Here is a 16,086-nt window from a genome sequence, read left to right as displayed (position 1 = left end):
ATCAATTCAATTTAAAGTTAAGGTTAAACCCGAAAGATCTGGTGCTAGGCAAACTGGTACCTTCTATACCAATATAATTAATATTGGACCCAAAGTTGGCCTCAGGATCTATATTATCCGCTTTTCGCATAAGAATCGCCAGGTTTCTGGCCACGAAGGAAATGTCCAAACCTTTCAATACTGGTGTATTGGCAAATATTTTGGACGGTAAAGAATAACCAAGTGTAAATTGTCTCAACTTGATATAATCCCCGTCTACCACACTAGTAGAGGTAACATTCTGCGCCAAAGCCCTATAATAATCTTCGGCACTGGCCGTAACTCCATCATTGGTCACGCCTCCTTCTCTTCCCACAAGGGTGTTTTTATGCAATCCCCTGAAATGGGAATAGAATTCAGTAGCCGACAGCACTTTATTGCCATAGCTATAATCGATCAAGAAAGACATATTAATTCCTTTATAGCTGAATTCGTTATTCCAACCACCATAGAAAGTAGGCAATACAGAACCCCAATTTTTCAGTTCTCCTCTAATGGGCAGTCCTGCCTCGTCTACCATGATATTGCCATCATCATCATAAGCATAATCATAAGCCCTGATCTGAGGTCCAGCTTCTCCCACTACGAAAGCCGTAACAGCATTGCCCAAAGTAGCCCTATTTTGTCCCAAGTTTATAGGATTATTATTATTATCTGTGCTGAGTACCTTATTTTTCATACTGGTCATATTAAAGGAAGTCGTCCAGCTGAAGTCATTATTCCTTACAGGTACGCCAGTCACCAATACTTCCAAACCTTTGTTATTGATAGAACCTGTAGCCACAGTATAACTATTAAATCCTGATGTAATACTCAAATTGGCATCCATAATTTCCCTATGGGTAGTTTTATCATAATAAGCTACATCAAAGGCTAGTCGTCCCTTGAAAAAACTTACATCCAAACCAATCTCAATCTCATCTGTTGTATATGGCTTTAAGTTCTGATTGGGTAAAGTCAATGGAGAAGAACCTGCAGGAACACCTGCATATGCATTTGCTGAGGTATAATAAAACTTGGTCAAATAAGCTGCATAAGGTTGACCACTTGTTACTGCATAAGATGCTCTAAGCTTCCCAAAATCCATCGCTGGGATATCCAATAATCTGTCAAATATAAATGCTCCAGTTACTGAAGTAGTAAATATCCCTGTATCCTTCATAGGAGCTAGGGTACTATAGGTATCATACCTACCCGTTGTAGTTAAAGTCAAAAAGTCTTTATACCCAAAATCCAGTGAGTAATACGCAGAATGAACTTCTCTTTCATCATAATCATAAGATCTGGAAAATGCCTCCACGTTAAAAGGAGAATATAGATAAGGAAGCACAAATCTACTACCACCTACTCCTACAGTTTCATATTTGTTGTTTCTAACACTTGCTCCTACAATGGCATCCAAATCTATATCTTGGGTCAAATCCACCTGGGCCCCAAAAATAGCATCCACATTTAGCTCTGATCTTTCAGACTGTCCTCTTCCAGAAAGCCCCCCTTGCAAATTATTGGTATAAGCCATTCCATAGGGATCTACACTAAAAACTTTATCATTGGAAACATCATTACCCATTCTTAACATGGCATAGATTTTTTCCGTAAAGCTATATTTTGCAGAAATAGCCGTAATCATTCTTCTTCTTCCCAAGTCATTTACACCTTGATTGGTGATAAAATAAGGATTGGTTACATAGATATCATCACTGAAAACAGTCTCAGCACCGGTCGCTTCATCATAGCCAGGAGCAAAGATATTATGGTCAATATTTGGCGCCAAGAACAGGAAGTTGTTTGGGTTTTTAGGACCATCACTCAAGAAAGGAATATTTTCAGAACGCTGATCGATATAGTTGACCATGGCAGAAATATTGATCTTATCTGAAATATTCTGCTCAACACTGAGGTTAAAGGTATTCCTGTTTACATCACTGTTAGGAACGATGGATTGTGCATTCAAATTTGAATAGGAAAATCTAAATGAACCATCTGCAAAACCTTTGGAAATAGACACCGTGTTGGTCAGGTTAGAACCTGTTCTGTAAAAATCAATATAGTTTTCAGAAGCTGGGCTGTAAGTGTACTGATTGCCATCAAAGCCAATTACAGAACTTCCATCCATCATAGCACCCCAGGCCAACCTTCCTGTGGTCTTTGCCTCATCTGCACTGCCCGGTTTATTTCCCCCTGTACCCTGACCATATACCTGCTGGAAATCAGTAAAGTCTACCGCCTTTTCAGCCATATAGTTTAAGGTATAATTCAATGACCAATCATCTCCTTTAGAACCTTTTTTAGTCGTGATCATGATTACACCATTGGAAGCCCTGGTACCATAAAGTGCAGAAGCCGCCTGTCCTTTCAAAACGGTCATGGACTCTATATCATCTGGACTCAGGTTACCAATTCCATCACCATTATCACTACCGCCCCATTGACCTGCCGATCCTCTTTGGGAGTTATCCATCGGCACACCATTGATCACATATAAAGGAGAGCCTGAACCACTGATACTAGGTATCCCTCTCAAAGTGACCTTAGAAGTACCTCCAGGGCCACTACTTGTTCCTTTCACCACCAAACCCGCTACGCGGCCAGCTAGTGAATTAGCGACATTCGTTTCACGGGCTTTGTTTAAGCTCTCGCTGCCCACTTCCGTCACGGAGTAGCCCAGCTTTTCCTTTTCCTTACTGATACCCAAAGCGGTTACCACCACTTCGCCCAATTCTTCAGTGTCTTGAGCCAAACTTATATCTATGGTGTTTTTCCCAGCTGCAGCAACCTCTTGGGAAACATAACCAATAAAAGAAAAAACCAGTGTACCATCTTCTGGGACATTGGCTAAATTATACTTGCCATCCAAATCGGTGGAAGTACCGTTCGTAGTACCTTTCAGAAAAACGTTTACCCCGGGAATGGCCATTCCATCACCCGCATCTGTAACCGTTCCTGAAATCGTCTTGGTTTGTGCTAATACTGTCTGACTGAACAGCAGCATCACAAATACCATCAGGGATTGTAGATTTTTGTTCATAGGGATTATTTAATTTAATATACTAAGCTAAATATAAAGTATTTTTAACACTTTTAAATATAAATAATTACATTTTTCCATATTGAATAATATATAAATTCTGTTAACTATAAGAATACTTACCTATTTTTTTTGCAAACGACCTAAACAAACTATAATATTTTTACCACCTCCAAAAAACACCAGAAACAATATTTTAACTATTTGATTTACAATTTTTTACATATAAAAAATTACAATAAAATCTGTGTAAATGCTAATTCATTTGAAATTATATGAAAGATAAATCCAGCTAAAATTGGCTTTCAGTACCTACTGTTGCATAGCTATTTTTTTTACCCCTTTTTTTTCAAAATTTCCGTTAGTGTAAAATAATTTGTTAAATCACTTAAAAAAAACTAAAAAATTTTCAGCTCAAAAAACAGGTCACATCACCTTAATAATTGACACAGCTGATCAACTAAAAAATCCAAATCCTCTCTTCTATGGTAAGCTGAAAGGATGATTCTATCTACAGGAGGATCTTCGGGTCTGGGATATGAAAATGAAGAAATAAGTACCCCTGCTTCTAGCAATGGTCCTGCAAATCCTGTGTTTTCAAAAGTGATAACGGGAAAATCCTGCTCAAAGCGTAATCCCTGTAAGTCTTTGATTTTATCAAAAACATATGACATATTCTCTCTTAGCGATTGCTGCTGACGGAAAAAAAGCCTGTCTGCCCGCAAGAATGCCTGACAATTGCCTGGCGCAGCAGGAGAAGCCCCTCTGAATATAGTGCTATTTTTTACCTTAGCCACAAAGGCCGCTTCTCCCAAAATTACCCCTGCTGGAGTAGCCAGCGCTTTTCCAAGGGATCCTGTCACTATCAATTTTACTGGAAGCTCTTTCCATACTGCATAGGTTCCAAAAATACCTTTTCCAAAAATCCCAAAAGCATGACTATCATCTATCAGCAAATAGTAGTCATTTGCCGAAGACAGTCTTTCCACCCACTGAAAATCATGAATAGCAGGTTTTATGGTGTCCACGGCGTTGCATAAAATACCTATGGTCTTACCTTCACAAGTATGGCTTTTTTTAATGCAGTTCTGGGCAAAATCCCCAAAAGCGCAATTTATATCTACATCAAGGTTATTGGGCAATATAGCAGGGTGGGCATCTGGAGCAGGCCATAACTCATCACATATTTCTCCCAATATGCTGTGACAAATATACCCTGCCATAAAACCACTGCTCAATAAAGCGGCATATGGCGCCCCTGATTCAGCAGCAAAATACTCCTCAAGTTCCTCATAAACCTGAAGCTGTACATTACTAAACCTACTGGCCCCATGATTTGGCCCATACTGCACCAAGCCCGCCATGATCATCTCCTCAAATTCAGGCACACTTCCCATCCCTAAATAAGCCGTTCCACTAAAATACAGGTAATCTTTCCCTTGCCAGGGAATAGTACGGCCTATTTTATGCGAGATTGAATGGTGTTGCATTTAAGTCCCAAATTACCAGTTTACCTAAAAATAATTTAATCCAAAAGCTTTGCTCCAATCCCCGGTCCCTCAGGAAAAGTGACCCTTCCGGGCACTATGGTAACTCCCGTGGCTATGTCCTTGGACAAAAGCATGGCCCCATCCATATCCACATAATCCAATAATGGAGCGATATGGGCAATCGCTGAAATCCCCACCGAAGATTCGGTCATACAACCTACCATCGTTTTCATACCTAACTTCTTGGCTTTGTATAACATCCTAAGCCCCGGAGTAATCCCTCCAGCCTTAACCAGCTTTACATTAATACCATGAAAAAGTCCATGACATTTCTCCACATCTGCTTCTACAATACAACTTTCATCTGCTATCACAGGCAACTTACTATGTTGATAAACTTCCTTCATCCCTTCCATATCATCTTTGCCCAAGGGCTGCTCCATAAACTCTACATTGAGTTTTTGCAGTTCTGAAGAATAAGTGATTGCCTGATCAGCCGTCCAGGCACAGTTGGCATCTATCCTAAATATTGCATCTGTATGCTTTCTGAGCTCCCTGATGATTTCCATATCATGATCCGTTCCCAGTTTGATCTTATAGATAGGCCAATCCAGCTCTTTCATCTTTTCAACCATTTTCTCTGTACTGGCTATTCCTATGGTAAAATTGGTAGTCGGTATAGTCGCAGGGTCCAGTTTGAGGTATTCATAAAGTTTGAGGCCTTGCTTCTTGGTAAAAAGATCCCATGCAGCCAAATCCAAGGCACATTGGGCAAAGGGGTTCCTAGCAAAAATATCCTTACACATTTCCCAAAGTTGCTCGGGACTTTCCCAATCTCCTTTTTCTACTACTGGCCTTGCCGCCTCCAAAGCAGCCCCCATATTTTCCACTGTCATCCCATAAAACGGATTGGTAGTGGACTCCCCCAGTCCAAATAGCCCTCCATCTTCCAATTTGACAATAAGGGTCTCCTGCACATCCCTACTTTGATGTGCTATGGTAAAGGTATGCTTCAATGGAAGCTGTTTGATAAAGACTTGTAGCCTCATGATATATTGGGGTTTATTCGAGTGATTCCATATTATATATGCATTAAGTTTAGTATTTTGATTGACAATAAAAAGTGATTTATAATTTCCTATACCTGACTATAAAGCATTTCGCTTAATTTCACTGATTTCAGTGATCGAAAAAACAGGCTTACTAAAGTAATTTCATCCTTGATTTGATGAAATGCCATGCCAAAAAAACAAAACAAGATGCACAAAAATCATTTCACCCAAATACATAAGCTGAATTCAAAAGTAAGTGTCCCTTTTATTTTACTGTTTTTATGTTTGTGCTTTTCCTGCGAGAAACCACAAAGCAAATTACAGCGGCTCAATCCGGCCACCCTGAATGCAGCCTTTGAAACTTCCAGGGAATCGGCCATCACCCATCGCAGGTTTAAGCACAGGGATATACAGCCATTGATCAAGAAGCACAGAGGGGCTTTTAAGGTGGAAGAACTGGGAAAATCCGTACAAGGACGTTCTATCCAACAGCTGGAATTTGGTGAAGGTGAAACCAAAGTATTGCTTTGGTCCCAGATGCACGGTGATGAAAGCACAGCAACCATGGCCTTATTTGATCTCTTTAATTTCTTGGAAGCCAAAAATGACAGTTTTAATATTATCAGAAATGTGATCAGGAAAAACCTCAAAATCAGGTTTATCCCAATGCTTAACCCTGATGGAGCAGAGGTCTTTACCAGAAGAAATGCCTATGGTATCGACCTCAACAGGGATGCCATCAAAGAGGTGTCTCCTGAGGCCAGCATCTTAAAAGCTGCAAGGGAAGCATTTGCACCAAGCTTTGGCTTTAACCTGCACGATCAGCAGATCTATTACAATGTAGAACAAACAGCAAAACCAGCAACCATCTCAGTCTTGGCTCCCGCCTTCAATCACAAAACTGAAATCAATGATGTAAGGGCAAATGCCATGCAGGTAATCGTAGGTATGAATAGGATCCTCCAAAAAGTCATTCCCGAACAAGTGGGCAAATATGATGATGCTTTTGAACCAAGGGCATTTGGTGACAACTTCCAAAAATGGGGAACCAGCACCATTCTCATAGAATCAGGAGGCTATCCCAATGACCCCGAAAAACAGTATATCAGACAGCTCAACTTCATGATTATCCTCAATGCCTTATATGAAATTGCCCACGGGGATTATACAGCATATGCAGTGGAAGACTATTTCCGCATCCCGGACAATGACCGCAAACTGATGGACTTAATCCTAAAAAATGTTACCATCCATGATGGAGAAAATAAGTATCAATTGGACTTGGGCATTAAAAGGCAAAACATGGAAATGGAAAATGGCTATGCAGTAAAAGGTCAAATTGATGATGTCGGAGACCTGTCTGTATATTTTGGATATAAAGAACTCGATGCTTCAGGCTTGGAATATGTAGAAGGAAAATTAGCAGAAGAAAGTATTGTGGATATTTCTGATCTTGACAGGGAAAAAGCCTTGGAACTTTTAAAAGAAGGATTCTTGGCCATTAGATTAAAAAATATGCCTGAATCTCCATTTCATGATCTCCCTATCCTGGTGTTACATGAACATGACAGCATTCCCAGTGGCTACAATGCAGGTAGTGCCCCTAATTTCTATCTTAAGAAAAATAACGAACTACTTTATGCTGTAGTCAACGGCTACCTGATCAACCTAAAAAAACCTGAAGCAACAGGACTCAAACAAAGTATTTGGTAATATTCAAAGTATTGCCAATAAACATAATGCAATGAACTTTAAACCCCTCGCCGTTCTCATCCTTTTTTCTATGGCCTTCCATTCAGTCGGGCTATCCCAGGAAACACATCTCTACAAAACTGCAGACAGCAGTAATTTATATTTGGAGGTTTATAATCCACCTGATTTGAATGCTTCACAGACTGCTCCTGCCATGCTTTTCTTCTTTGGAGGGGGCTGGGTGGGAGGCAATAAAAACCAATTTCAACACCATGCCCAATACTTTTCTCAAAGAGGCTTAGTATGCTTTTTGGTAGATTACAGGGTAAAAAACATTCATGGTACTAGCCCTTTTGAATCATTGATGGATGCCAAATCAGCCATTAGGTACATACGAAAAAATGCGAAAAAGTTTAATATAGATCCTAATCGAATCATTGCAGCAGGAGGATCTGCAGGCGGACATCTGGCTGCTGCAACAGCCATAATTCCAGGCTTCAATGATCCTAATGATGATGCCAAAACCAGTTGTGTTCCCGATGCCTTGATCCTTTTCAATCCGGTCATTGACAATGGCCCCGGAGGCTATGGCTATGATCGCATTGGTGATGATTACAAAGATTTCTCACCTTTACACAATTTGAAAAAGAGCCTTCCTCCTACCATCTTCTTCCTTGGTACCAAAGACAAGCTGATCCCCGTAGAAACAGCAAAATATTACCAAAGGGTCAGTGAAAAATTGGGGGGTCTATGTCCACTCTTCCTCTATGAAGACGAAGAACATGGCTTTTTTAATTATTCTCACTTTGAGCATTACAAAGATACCATCATCAAAACCGATCAATTCTTACAGTCCTTGGGATACTTAAACCCTGAACCAATTATAGAAATAAAATAAACCCAATTAGCAAACCTGGCCTGCTTATGGAAAAAAGTGCCGCTTAAGGATCATTTCATTATTTTGAACCGACATTTTTTGAATCCCAATCCAATCCAAAAAGTCAAACTTTCAAAATAGCCCTGTTTGCAGGTGACATTCCTTTAAATCTAATACTAGCGGTAATGGATATACATAACAAAGTGACCACTACCCAATACACCCATTGGGGGATGGGCACGGGATCTCCTTTGGCATAGGAATGCAAACCTGACAAGTAATAGTTCACACCAAAGGAAGTCATAATGATGGAAGAAAAAGCCCACAAACTGGCCAGCTGGTAAACCATAAAGTTTTTTAAGCCAGGCACCAACCTCAAATGCAAGACAGAAGCATAAATCAAAATTGAAATCAAAGCCCACGTTTCCTTTGGATCCCAGGCCCAATAGCGTCCCCAACTTTCATTTGCCCATACTCCACCCAAAAAAGTGCCTATGGTTAGTAAAAATAGACCAATGGTAATGGCTAACTCATTCACAATGGCCAGTTCCAATATACTTTTGCTCCAAGCACCGTCTAGCTGTTTTGGCCTGAAAATAATAAGCAGTAAAGAAAACAATGCCATGATCGCTGCCAGTGCTAAGGGAGCATAACTGCTCACGATAATGGCCACGTGGATTTTCAGCCAATAAGAATGTAAAACGGGCATCAGGTTGGTGATTTCCGGATTGAGCCATTCCAAAAAAGCGACAAAAAGCAGGGTCCCCGAAAACAATAGTCCTAAAGGAACGGTAAACCTGGATTTCCCGGAAAACACCAAACCAAATAATAAAACGCCCCACCCCACAAAAACCAACATCTCAAAGCCATCACTCCAAGGCGGATGTTGGGCAATATACCAACGAAGTCCCAGGTGAAAGCTAAAAGCCAAAAAGCCCAAGCCGCTCAGTACTAAGCCTATTTTCCATAAAACTTCATTGGTGCGGTTGATCCTGAACATTTGCCAGATAGCAAGCACCAACATGATTATCCCCAAAAGCCAAAATATGCCAAACAGCCAGCTTCCCAGATTCAATTTGGTATAAAAGAGCTCAGCATCAAGCCTTTTATCATCTGGATAAACGGCCGCTCCAGCTTTCTGTTGGAAAAGATCCATATACCCCAGAGACTCCTCTGCCCTGGCCCAATCCCCGGTATTCAATCCATTTTGTAATCCCTGCAAATAGATATTTGTAATGTTTTTTACAAACAGCGCATCTTCTTCAGGAAAACTGTTGGTATTGCTTTCTCTGGTAAACCAAGTATTATTTTCATCCATGCGATTCGGAAAGAGCTTTAAAAAGTCGCCGGTTAGCAAACCATAAAAGATATTGAAGCGCTCATCTACCTTCAGTAGTTCCTTATCTGCCTCATTCCGCTCGGACGGCTTCAGCATATTGGAATGCTCCACCCTTCGCTGGAGCTTATACTGTCCATCCTTATCCACAAAATCCATAAAGCTTACCTTCTTGGTATCAGAAACTTCCAATACCTCAAATACCTGCCTGCCCTTATCTGCATCTACCTTGATAATCGGTAAGCGACTGACCATCTCAGGATACATTTGGACGGCTAGTAAGAATTGCTCGGGACTGAGTACCATTCCTTGTTCTTCTAGCAAAACCTCCGATCTACCCGTTAACTTCCTAACAATCTCGTGGGCCAAGGTATTCAAAGGCTTCATCCTTCCATCCAAATCTTGAACAACCAGCTGACCATATTTTGCAGCCCTTTCCTGGGGAATAATCCATGTTTCCTTTGATGCTTCCTGTGCAAAACTTGTCTTCAGCCCCAAAAGCAAGGGTAGAAATAAAGCCGCTTTTTTAACTTCCCTGAGTCGGATATTCAAATATTGAAACCTACTGTTTAGCGTAAAAAGTGTAAAGAACATACCCAAGCCCAATAAAAAATAACCAATATAAGTGAGAGTGCTTCCCAATCTGTCTTGGTTAATAGAGAGCACTGTTCCCTTTTCATCCATATCATAGGAGGCCTGATAAAATCGATAACCTTTATAATCCAGCACATTATTCATAAATATCCTGTGATCAAATGCCTTTTCTCCATCTTCTACCACCACTTCACTGGCATAGCTGGAGGGACTTTGACTCCCTGGGTAGCGTTCCATCTGAAAATCCTTCAGATAGACAAAAAACGGCAAGAGCTTGGCTTTAGGACCAAAAGTCAACTGAAAAGTCTTTCCCTTATAATCAAATGAATGCCAATTGGGCTTGATCTTTACAAGTTGTACATATGTGGACTCTACTATTTGTGCGCTATCATCTAAAACCTCCAATAAGACGGCATCGGCAAGATTTTCTGCAATATCAGGATCAGTTTCCTTTACAAATACTTGTTTACTATTTTCCTGAATAGATTTGATTAAAAAAGCCCCATCCGGCCATTGATAAAGGGTCCTTAGCTTAAGTGGCTTTTCTTCCCCAGCATGCAAAACACCTAATTCCTGTGTGCTCATTTCCATTACTTGCAGGTGTAGTCGGCTTTTGATCATCCAAGTACTATCTTCTTTATAGATAGTTATAGGGTGATCACTACCTTCCTGGCTTCCCAAACTAATGGCTCCCATGGGCAACGTTTTTCCCACAGGCAAAGTGAAATCTTCCCTGCCCACTCCTGAGGTCAATGCCAACTCAAGGTAGTCCTGATCTCCTGCTTCAAAAGCTTCACGCCCATGGGGAATAAAGTCTTTAATGCGGATAGCCATCTCCTCTTCAAATGGTAATTTCAGCATGATGGGCAAGTCACTGTTGGCAGTAAGGGGTATTGCTTTTTGAAAATTTTCATGGCCACCATCATGAACAGATCTCAATTGGAGGTAAAACTCATTACTGTAATAAATATTCTGTGCTTCACCCTCCCTGATGTGAATAATGCCCTCTTCTCCAAAATAACGGGTAATTCCAGCAGCAATAATGATAAGTACAAAAGCAATATGAAATAAACCAATGGGCCATTTTCTCTTTGTAAAAAGCCGGTACCGACGAATATTCGCTAAAAAATTTATGGCCAATAGGACCATGATCATTTCAAACCAAAAAGATTCATAAATCATTTCCCAAGCGGCCGCTGTACCGAAATCATTTTCCAAAAATGTGGCCACTGCAGAAGCCAAAGCAAACAATATCAACAACAATAACATGAACTTACTGGACACCAGTAACTTTATCAATCTCATAAAATGTTAGTTTGGGTAGTCATACTAAAAATAATCCTTTCCATACAAATTTTGGCCCTATCCATTATTTATCAGAAAGCATTTTAACCGTATATCCTTTCTCACGCTTTTTACCTTCTTTCAGCCAGGCAGGGACTACCTCTTCCAAGAATTTTTCCTTAGCAGCCTTATCCTTTTCTATATCCCAGCCCACATATGCCTGCAAAGCTTCAGTATCTTCAAAATCCGGCATTTCCACAGGTTTATTATGTCCCAAATCAGCTAGCAATCTGACCAATTCTATCCTAGTTTCTTCTATAATCCCAGTTGCTGAAGTGACAATGCTGCTCGTCGCCAAAGGCGCATGAAAAGCTGCCCCATGTGATGCCACAGCATAGTCCCATCTCCATTGGGCATGCCTAATACCCAGCTGGATATTGTCCATTTGTTCCTGAGTAGCGCCCAATTCCCAAGCTTTGCCCGCTTCAATATGGGCCATAGCAATCAACCTCATCAGTTTTTGGGAACCCTCTTTGATGATGCGCTGTCGTTCAAAAACATCCGTAATCAGGTCATCTTTTTTTTCCCGGTGACATACAAAACAGGAATTTTCTACATTGCTAAGTGGTGAACCTATATGGTGATCTGTAAATTTCTGCCCTCCCTCAGTCTTATAGGGCATATGGCAATCTGCACAAGAAACACCTCTCTTGGCATGCACACCAAGGGAGTACAATTCATAGTCAGGATGCTGGGCTTTCAGCATTGGCGTTTTACTGATAGGATTTACCCAGTCTGCAAAATCAATCTGGTCATAATAGGCTTCCACAGACTGTTCATCCATGCCATCCCTCCATGGGAAAGTCAAGTATTGTGCTCCTTCTTTGCCAGGTGTGTTTTTTGAAAAATAATATTCCACATGACACTGTGCACAGACCAGACTCCTCATTTCCTGATGGCTGGCAGCATTGATATCCTTACCCATGGATTCAAATGCCTCTATCAAAGCTGGCCGGGTGATCGTGAGGTTCATGCTTTCCGGATTATGACAATCTGCACAGCCAATGGGATTGATAACTTCCGGGCCAAAGTCTGACCACTTTTTACTGTAATATTCGGTCACTCCAAGTTCTTTCATCAACCTAGGTACATCAGGACTTTTACAGGTCCAGCAAGTGCTGGGCATGGGGCCCTCTCCTGCTTCCATGGGTGCACCAGTTCTTAGGATTTTCCTGATATCATCCACCGCATGGGCATGCCCCTTCGGCTGGTTATATTCCTTACTGAAAGCATACCCTGCCCATAAAATCACCAACTCCGGATCCTCTTCCAGGACCTCCACATGACCGCTGGAATTATACATACTATGAAAAGAGGTATCTCTAGTTTTCATGTAGGATTGGTGCTGTCGGGGAAAATTAAGGCCCCAAACTGAATCTCTCGGTTCTATATCATTGATATCTACCTTGGGCACATAGGCAAATCTGGCCTCTGTCTTCCTGTCCATAATCGAATAAGCCAGCATTGCCAATAAGAATACAATGACTGCGGTCAAGGTAAAAAGAATCCAATTTTTCATAGCCCTATTGATTTTATTTGTCTTGATTTTTTTTCTCTTCCATAGATGCCTTCAGCCAAGAGGGAATTATTTCCGGATCACTTGGTGCATGGGCTTTGATAGGTTCAATTTGATAACCTACGGATGAAAGACTTTTTACTTTTCCATGTGGTACATCCCTATGACACTCCCAGCAGGTCCTGTCTGTTCTATTTTTCTTATGATGGACCACAAATGCCGCCGTTTTCACATCTGTCACCTGTGTTTCATGACACCTGATACAATTACTCTGTATCACCGCCTGTGAGGGAGCCAATGCCCTTATGACCTCTGGTTCCTTGCGAAGCGTGAATATAGAAGCATGATATAAACCATCCTTTGCCTTAAAGAAATATTTATTAAACACATTATCATGGGGAACATGGCAGTCATTGCAATGGGCCACTTCCCTATGCGAACTGTTCGACCAAGTGAGGTACTGCGGTGTCATCAAATGGCAATTGACGCAGGCCTGGGGATCATCAGATAAGTAGGAAGCAGCATTACTCAATTTTATCAAATATATTCCAAGCCCAAATATGGCGGCCACAAGTACAATGGCTGTTTTCCTCCATTGGTGGGGGGGAATCAAGTGCCAACGAAATAATCTCCTTTTTGTGCTTTGCCAAATTCCCATATTTCAGCAATTCAAACGGTTCGTAATTATTTAATAAAAAATATAATTAACTGATTAACAACCCATTCAATTTATAAAATATTTTTTACAATCATTTATAGAAATAATTAAATCTTAGGATAAAAATTAACATTCAGTAAAAGTGTGCATTGGTCTTGTAATAAAACTATTCCTAAATAAAATCTGAAAAGAACAATAAAGTAAAACAATCTTGAATTCGCTCTTCAGATTTTCTTACCCATAATCATTTTGCCAATTGTCAGCCCAAAAACGATTTCCCAAGCGAACAATACCTTTCTAATCCATCAGAAATTTTTTATATTAAGTAATGCTTTAGTTCAGGCAATATTTTTGATTCCGATAGCTAAAAGGACTTTTAAGATGAAGAACCCATCAAGTGCAATAGATGAACAATTTGTCCAAGAGGCAGTCAAAATTGTTTTAAAAAACTTAGGCGAATTCCATTTTTCTGTAACCCAGCTTTCGGAAAAGCTTCACTATAGCCGAGAACATACACACCGTAAACTTAAAAACTATCTGGGTGTTTCTGCGGGAAAGTTTATCCGTTATATACGACTGCTCCAAGCTTACCATTACCTAGTAGAAAGAAAGGGAATGATCTCAGAGATAGCTTACCAAGTGGGCTTTAACAGCCCAGCATATTTCAGCAAATGCTTTAAGGATTCATTTGGCCTTGCACCAGGAAAAATCCAAAGCCATCTCTCCATCAGTCATTTCAGCCAAACCAATATATATGATTTCTATAAAAAGGATTGTATTCAGGTGCCCCTGAAAAACAACAAAATATCGTTCTCATAAAACATTAAGAATTTACTGATAGTACAGCTTAGCCCAATTTTACCAAATACATTCAGAGATCAAAAGAACCATGGAAATTATGCATTCCAAGGTCATTTGGGTATACCCAAAAGATAAATCACAAAACCGGGACCGGATTTCTCTTTCCCCATCTCCCAAGTCATCTTATCTGCTCCTTCCAAAGTATTGATCAGTTCCATCATTTCAGGAATGGAATAGGTCCTCAGCGACGAAACGATCCCATCCCACCAAGCTGCCAAAGGAATTATAGGCACCAAATAGGTAAAAAACAAACGCCCCAAGCTGAATGGCTTGATAAATGGGGCAGTCAATAACACCGTAATAGGAGAGAAAAACATGGCCAATAAACTTACAAATGACCTGTCCTGTGCTTCAAAAATAGCAATGGGGCTATCTGCATGGATGGCATCTTGTAAAATCTCCTTGGCATCCGCTGGCTGAAAGTGGTGGAAGCTCAAAAACATTGTCCGCAATCCATTCAGCTCATCAGGTACATTTCGAGCGTCCACTGGATTTTTGACATAATCAATATTTTTTGTCCCCTGCTTGATCCGCTCAAATGCCTCCCAATTGGGATAATAATCGCTGATCCAAATTTTCAGATGAGGCATCTTTTTCAACAATTCCCTATTGAGGCTAAGCAATCCTCCTCCGCTACCTGAAGCCAGGTCTATAAAATGACCGGCTCCGCTGGCATGTATACCCTTTTCAAGAATAGGTAAAATGGGACGATACATTTTGGTGGCATTGGCCATAAAGGCTAAAAAATCTGTCATATAGTTTCTGATCAGGTCCGGGAACCAGCTCATATCCTCAAACTCAAAAAGATGTATCCGCTTCATGGCAAAGCTTTTTGACCTTTCCTAATTTCGTTAAATATCCTCACTTAATAAAGCGCATCACTGTAAATTCTCTTTCAAGTACTCCAAGCGGATCACTTTTCAACTTTTCTCTTACATCCACCTGTTCAATAATCGTAAATCCCTCTTCATACATCAAGTCCTCTACCATATCAACATCATATAATTTAAAGTTGGATTGGGTAAAGGGCAGTTTTTCCAAAAAGCTTTTCTGTGCAAAGGCCAAGCTAAAATTTCCACCTTCCTCCAGTACCCTAAACACTTCACCAGCCATTTCTTTGGGATCCTCCCAAAAGTAAATGGTATTTACCGTCATCACCTTATCAAAGCTGCCAGACGCAAATGGAAACTTTTTGCCATCATACAAATGAAACTGGGCCTTGCCGGATTTTACCTCCGAGCTGTTTACTTTATGGGCTGCTTGATGCATCAATTCCGAAATCTCCAATCCATGGTATTCCAGTCCTTCAAAAACCTCCAAAAGTTCCTCCACATGAGCGGCTGGCCCATACCCGATTTCCAGGATTTTTTCATTTCCTGTCAAATGAAGGAGCTCCACGGCTTTTTCTACCATTAAGACATTTGAAGCCTGCATATTTTTCGCTACGGTCAGCCCCAATTCCCCTTTAGGGTGGCCCAGTTGTTGGCCAATGGCCTTCCATTCATCCGCTGTTAAATTCTTATTCATAGGCATAAAATTAAGCATTCCTTATAAAAGCCCCATAAGAGTCCCCAAGTGTGGGAATATCACCATAATAAA

11 protein-coding genes are annotated in these 16,086 nt (G+C 40.6%); 3 read left to right on the top strand and 8 right to left on the bottom strand.

Going from position 1 to position 16,086, the window contains the following annotated elements; translation table 11 throughout:
• Position 1: 1 nt before the first annotated feature.
• The 3 genes from KZP23_RS06335 to KZP23_RS06325 all read right to left on the bottom strand — a co-directional run bounded on the left by KZP23_RS06335 (position 2) and on the right by KZP23_RS06325 (position 5,606).
• Positions 2–3,067 carry a SusC/RagA family TonB-linked outer membrane protein gene (locus tag KZP23_RS06335; protein ID WP_226335257.1) on the bottom strand — a complete coding sequence of 1,022 codons (3,066 nt, stop codon included), beginning with the start codon at positions 3,065–3,067 and terminating at the stop codon, positions 2–4.
• A gap of 431 nt (positions 3,068–3,498) precedes the next feature.
• Entirely contained in the window at positions 3,499–4,557 is a 1,059-nt protein-coding gene (locus KZP23_RS06330; RefSeq protein ID WP_226335256.1) for an aminotransferase class I/II-fold pyridoxal phosphate-dependent enzyme, read from the bottom strand.
• Between the two features lie 35 nt (positions 4,558–4,592).
• A complete protein-coding gene (locus KZP23_RS06325) occupies positions 4,593–5,606 on the bottom strand; it encodes a dipeptide epimerase (RefSeq protein WP_226335255.1) in 1,014 nt (337 codons plus the stop codon).
• Between the two features lie 210 nt (positions 5,607–5,816).
• On the opposite strand from KZP23_RS06325, the gene KZP23_RS06320 reads away from it, so the two are divergent.
• Both KZP23_RS06320 and KZP23_RS06315 read left to right on the top strand, forming a co-directional pair.
• Positions 5,817–7,322, top strand: coding sequence for a M14 family metallopeptidase (locus KZP23_RS06320; RefSeq protein WP_226335254.1), 1,506 nt, complete (start codon positions 5,817–5,819; stop codon positions 7,320–7,322).
• A 31-nt stretch (positions 7,323–7,353) separates the two neighbouring features.
• Positions 7,354–8,199, top strand: a complete 846-nt coding sequence (locus KZP23_RS06315; RefSeq protein ID WP_226335253.1) for an alpha/beta hydrolase — start codon at positions 7,354–7,356, stop codon at positions 8,197–8,199.
• Between the two features lie 103 nt (positions 8,200–8,302).
• Here KZP23_RS06315 and ccsA read toward each other — a convergent pair whose 3' ends face one another.
• The 3 genes from ccsA to nrfH all read right to left on the bottom strand — a co-directional run bounded on the left by ccsA (position 8,303) and on the right by nrfH (position 13,626).
• Positions 8,303–11,413 carry a cytochrome c biogenesis protein gene (gene ccsA / locus KZP23_RS06310; RefSeq protein ID WP_226335252.1) on the bottom strand — a complete coding sequence of 1,037 codons (3,111 nt, stop codon included), beginning with the start codon at positions 11,411–11,413 and terminating at the stop codon, positions 8,303–8,305.
• A 64-nt stretch (positions 11,414–11,477) separates the two neighbouring features.
• Positions 11,478–12,971, bottom strand: coding sequence for an ammonia-forming cytochrome c nitrite reductase (gene nrfA, locus KZP23_RS06305; RefSeq protein ID WP_226335251.1), 1,494 nt, complete (start codon positions 12,969–12,971; stop codon positions 11,478–11,480).
• Between the two features lie 13 nt (positions 12,972–12,984).
• On the bottom strand, positions 12,985–13,626 hold the full coding sequence (gene nrfH, locus KZP23_RS06300; protein ID WP_226335250.1) for a cytochrome c nitrite reductase small subunit: 642 nt from the start codon (positions 13,624–13,626) through the stop codon (positions 12,985–12,987).
• Between the two features lie 381 nt (positions 13,627–14,007).
• Between nrfH and KZP23_RS06295 the strand changes: the two genes are divergently transcribed.
• Positions 14,008–14,445: a helix-turn-helix domain-containing protein gene (locus KZP23_RS06295; protein WP_226335249.1), complete on the top strand. Its 438-nt coding sequence runs from the start codon at positions 14,008–14,010 to the stop codon at positions 14,443–14,445.
• 92 nt (positions 14,446–14,537) lie between these two features.
• Here KZP23_RS06295 and KZP23_RS06290 read toward each other — a convergent pair whose 3' ends face one another.
• On the bottom strand, positions 14,538–15,308 hold the full coding sequence (locus KZP23_RS06290; RefSeq protein WP_226335248.1) for a hypothetical protein: 771 nt from the start codon (positions 15,306–15,308) through the stop codon (positions 14,538–14,540).
• Positions 15,309–15,348: 40 nt separating this feature from the next.
• Positions 15,349–16,014: a class I SAM-dependent methyltransferase gene (locus KZP23_RS06285; protein WP_226335247.1), complete on the bottom strand. Its 666-nt coding sequence runs from the start codon at positions 16,012–16,014 to the stop codon at positions 15,349–15,351.
• Between the last annotated feature and the right edge of the window lie 72 nt (positions 16,015–16,086).

It is taken from the genome of Echinicola marina (assembly GCF_020463795.1).
Lineage (GTDB): Bacteria > Bacteroidota > Bacteroidia > Cytophagales > Cyclobacteriaceae > Echinicola > Echinicola marina.
Note: the sequence above shows the minus strand (reverse complement) of the source record. Positions and strands in the feature narration are given on the sequence as shown.

What these genes read in the sequence shown, in the direction of transcription:
- KZP23_RS06320 (WP_226335254.1), top strand. Translation starts at nt 5,817, where the DNA reads ATGCACAAAAATCATTTCACCCAAATACATAAGCTGAATTCAAAAGTA.
- KZP23_RS06295 (WP_226335249.1), top strand. Translation starts at nt 14,008, where the DNA reads ATGAAGAACCCATCAAGTGCAATAGATGAACAATTTGTCCAAGAGGCA.
- KZP23_RS06315 (WP_226335253.1), top strand. Translation starts at nt 7,354, where the DNA reads ATGAACTTTAAACCCCTCGCCGTTCTCATCCTTTTTTCTATGGCCTTC.
- KZP23_RS06335 (WP_226335257.1), bottom strand. Translation starts at nt 3,067, where the DNA reads ATGAACAAAAATCTACAATCCCTGATGGTATTTGTGATGCTGCTGTTC.
- nrfH (WP_226335250.1), bottom strand. Translation starts at nt 13,626, where the DNA reads ATGGGAATTTGGCAAAGCACAAAAAGGAGATTATTTCGTTGGCACTTG.
- KZP23_RS06290 (WP_226335248.1), bottom strand. Translation starts at nt 15,308, where the DNA reads ATGAAGCGGATACATCTTTTTGAGTTTGAGGATATGAGCTGGTTCCCG.
- KZP23_RS06325 (WP_226335255.1), bottom strand. Translation starts at nt 5,606, where the DNA reads ATGAGGCTACAAGTCTTTATCAAACAGCTTCCATTGAAGCATACCTTT.
- ccsA (WP_226335252.1), bottom strand. Translation starts at nt 11,413, where the DNA reads ATGAGATTGATAAAGTTACTGGTGTCCAGTAAGTTCATGTTATTGTTG.
- nrfA (WP_226335251.1), bottom strand. Translation starts at nt 12,971, where the DNA reads ATGAAAAATTGGATTCTTTTTACCTTGACCGCAGTCATTGTATTCTTA.
- KZP23_RS06285 (WP_226335247.1), bottom strand. Translation starts at nt 16,014, where the DNA reads ATGAATAAGAATTTAACAGCGGATGAATGGAAGGCCATTGGCCAACAA.
- KZP23_RS06330 (WP_226335256.1), bottom strand. Translation starts at nt 4,557, where the DNA reads ATGCAACACCATTCAATCTCGCATAAAATAGGCCGTACTATTCCCTGG.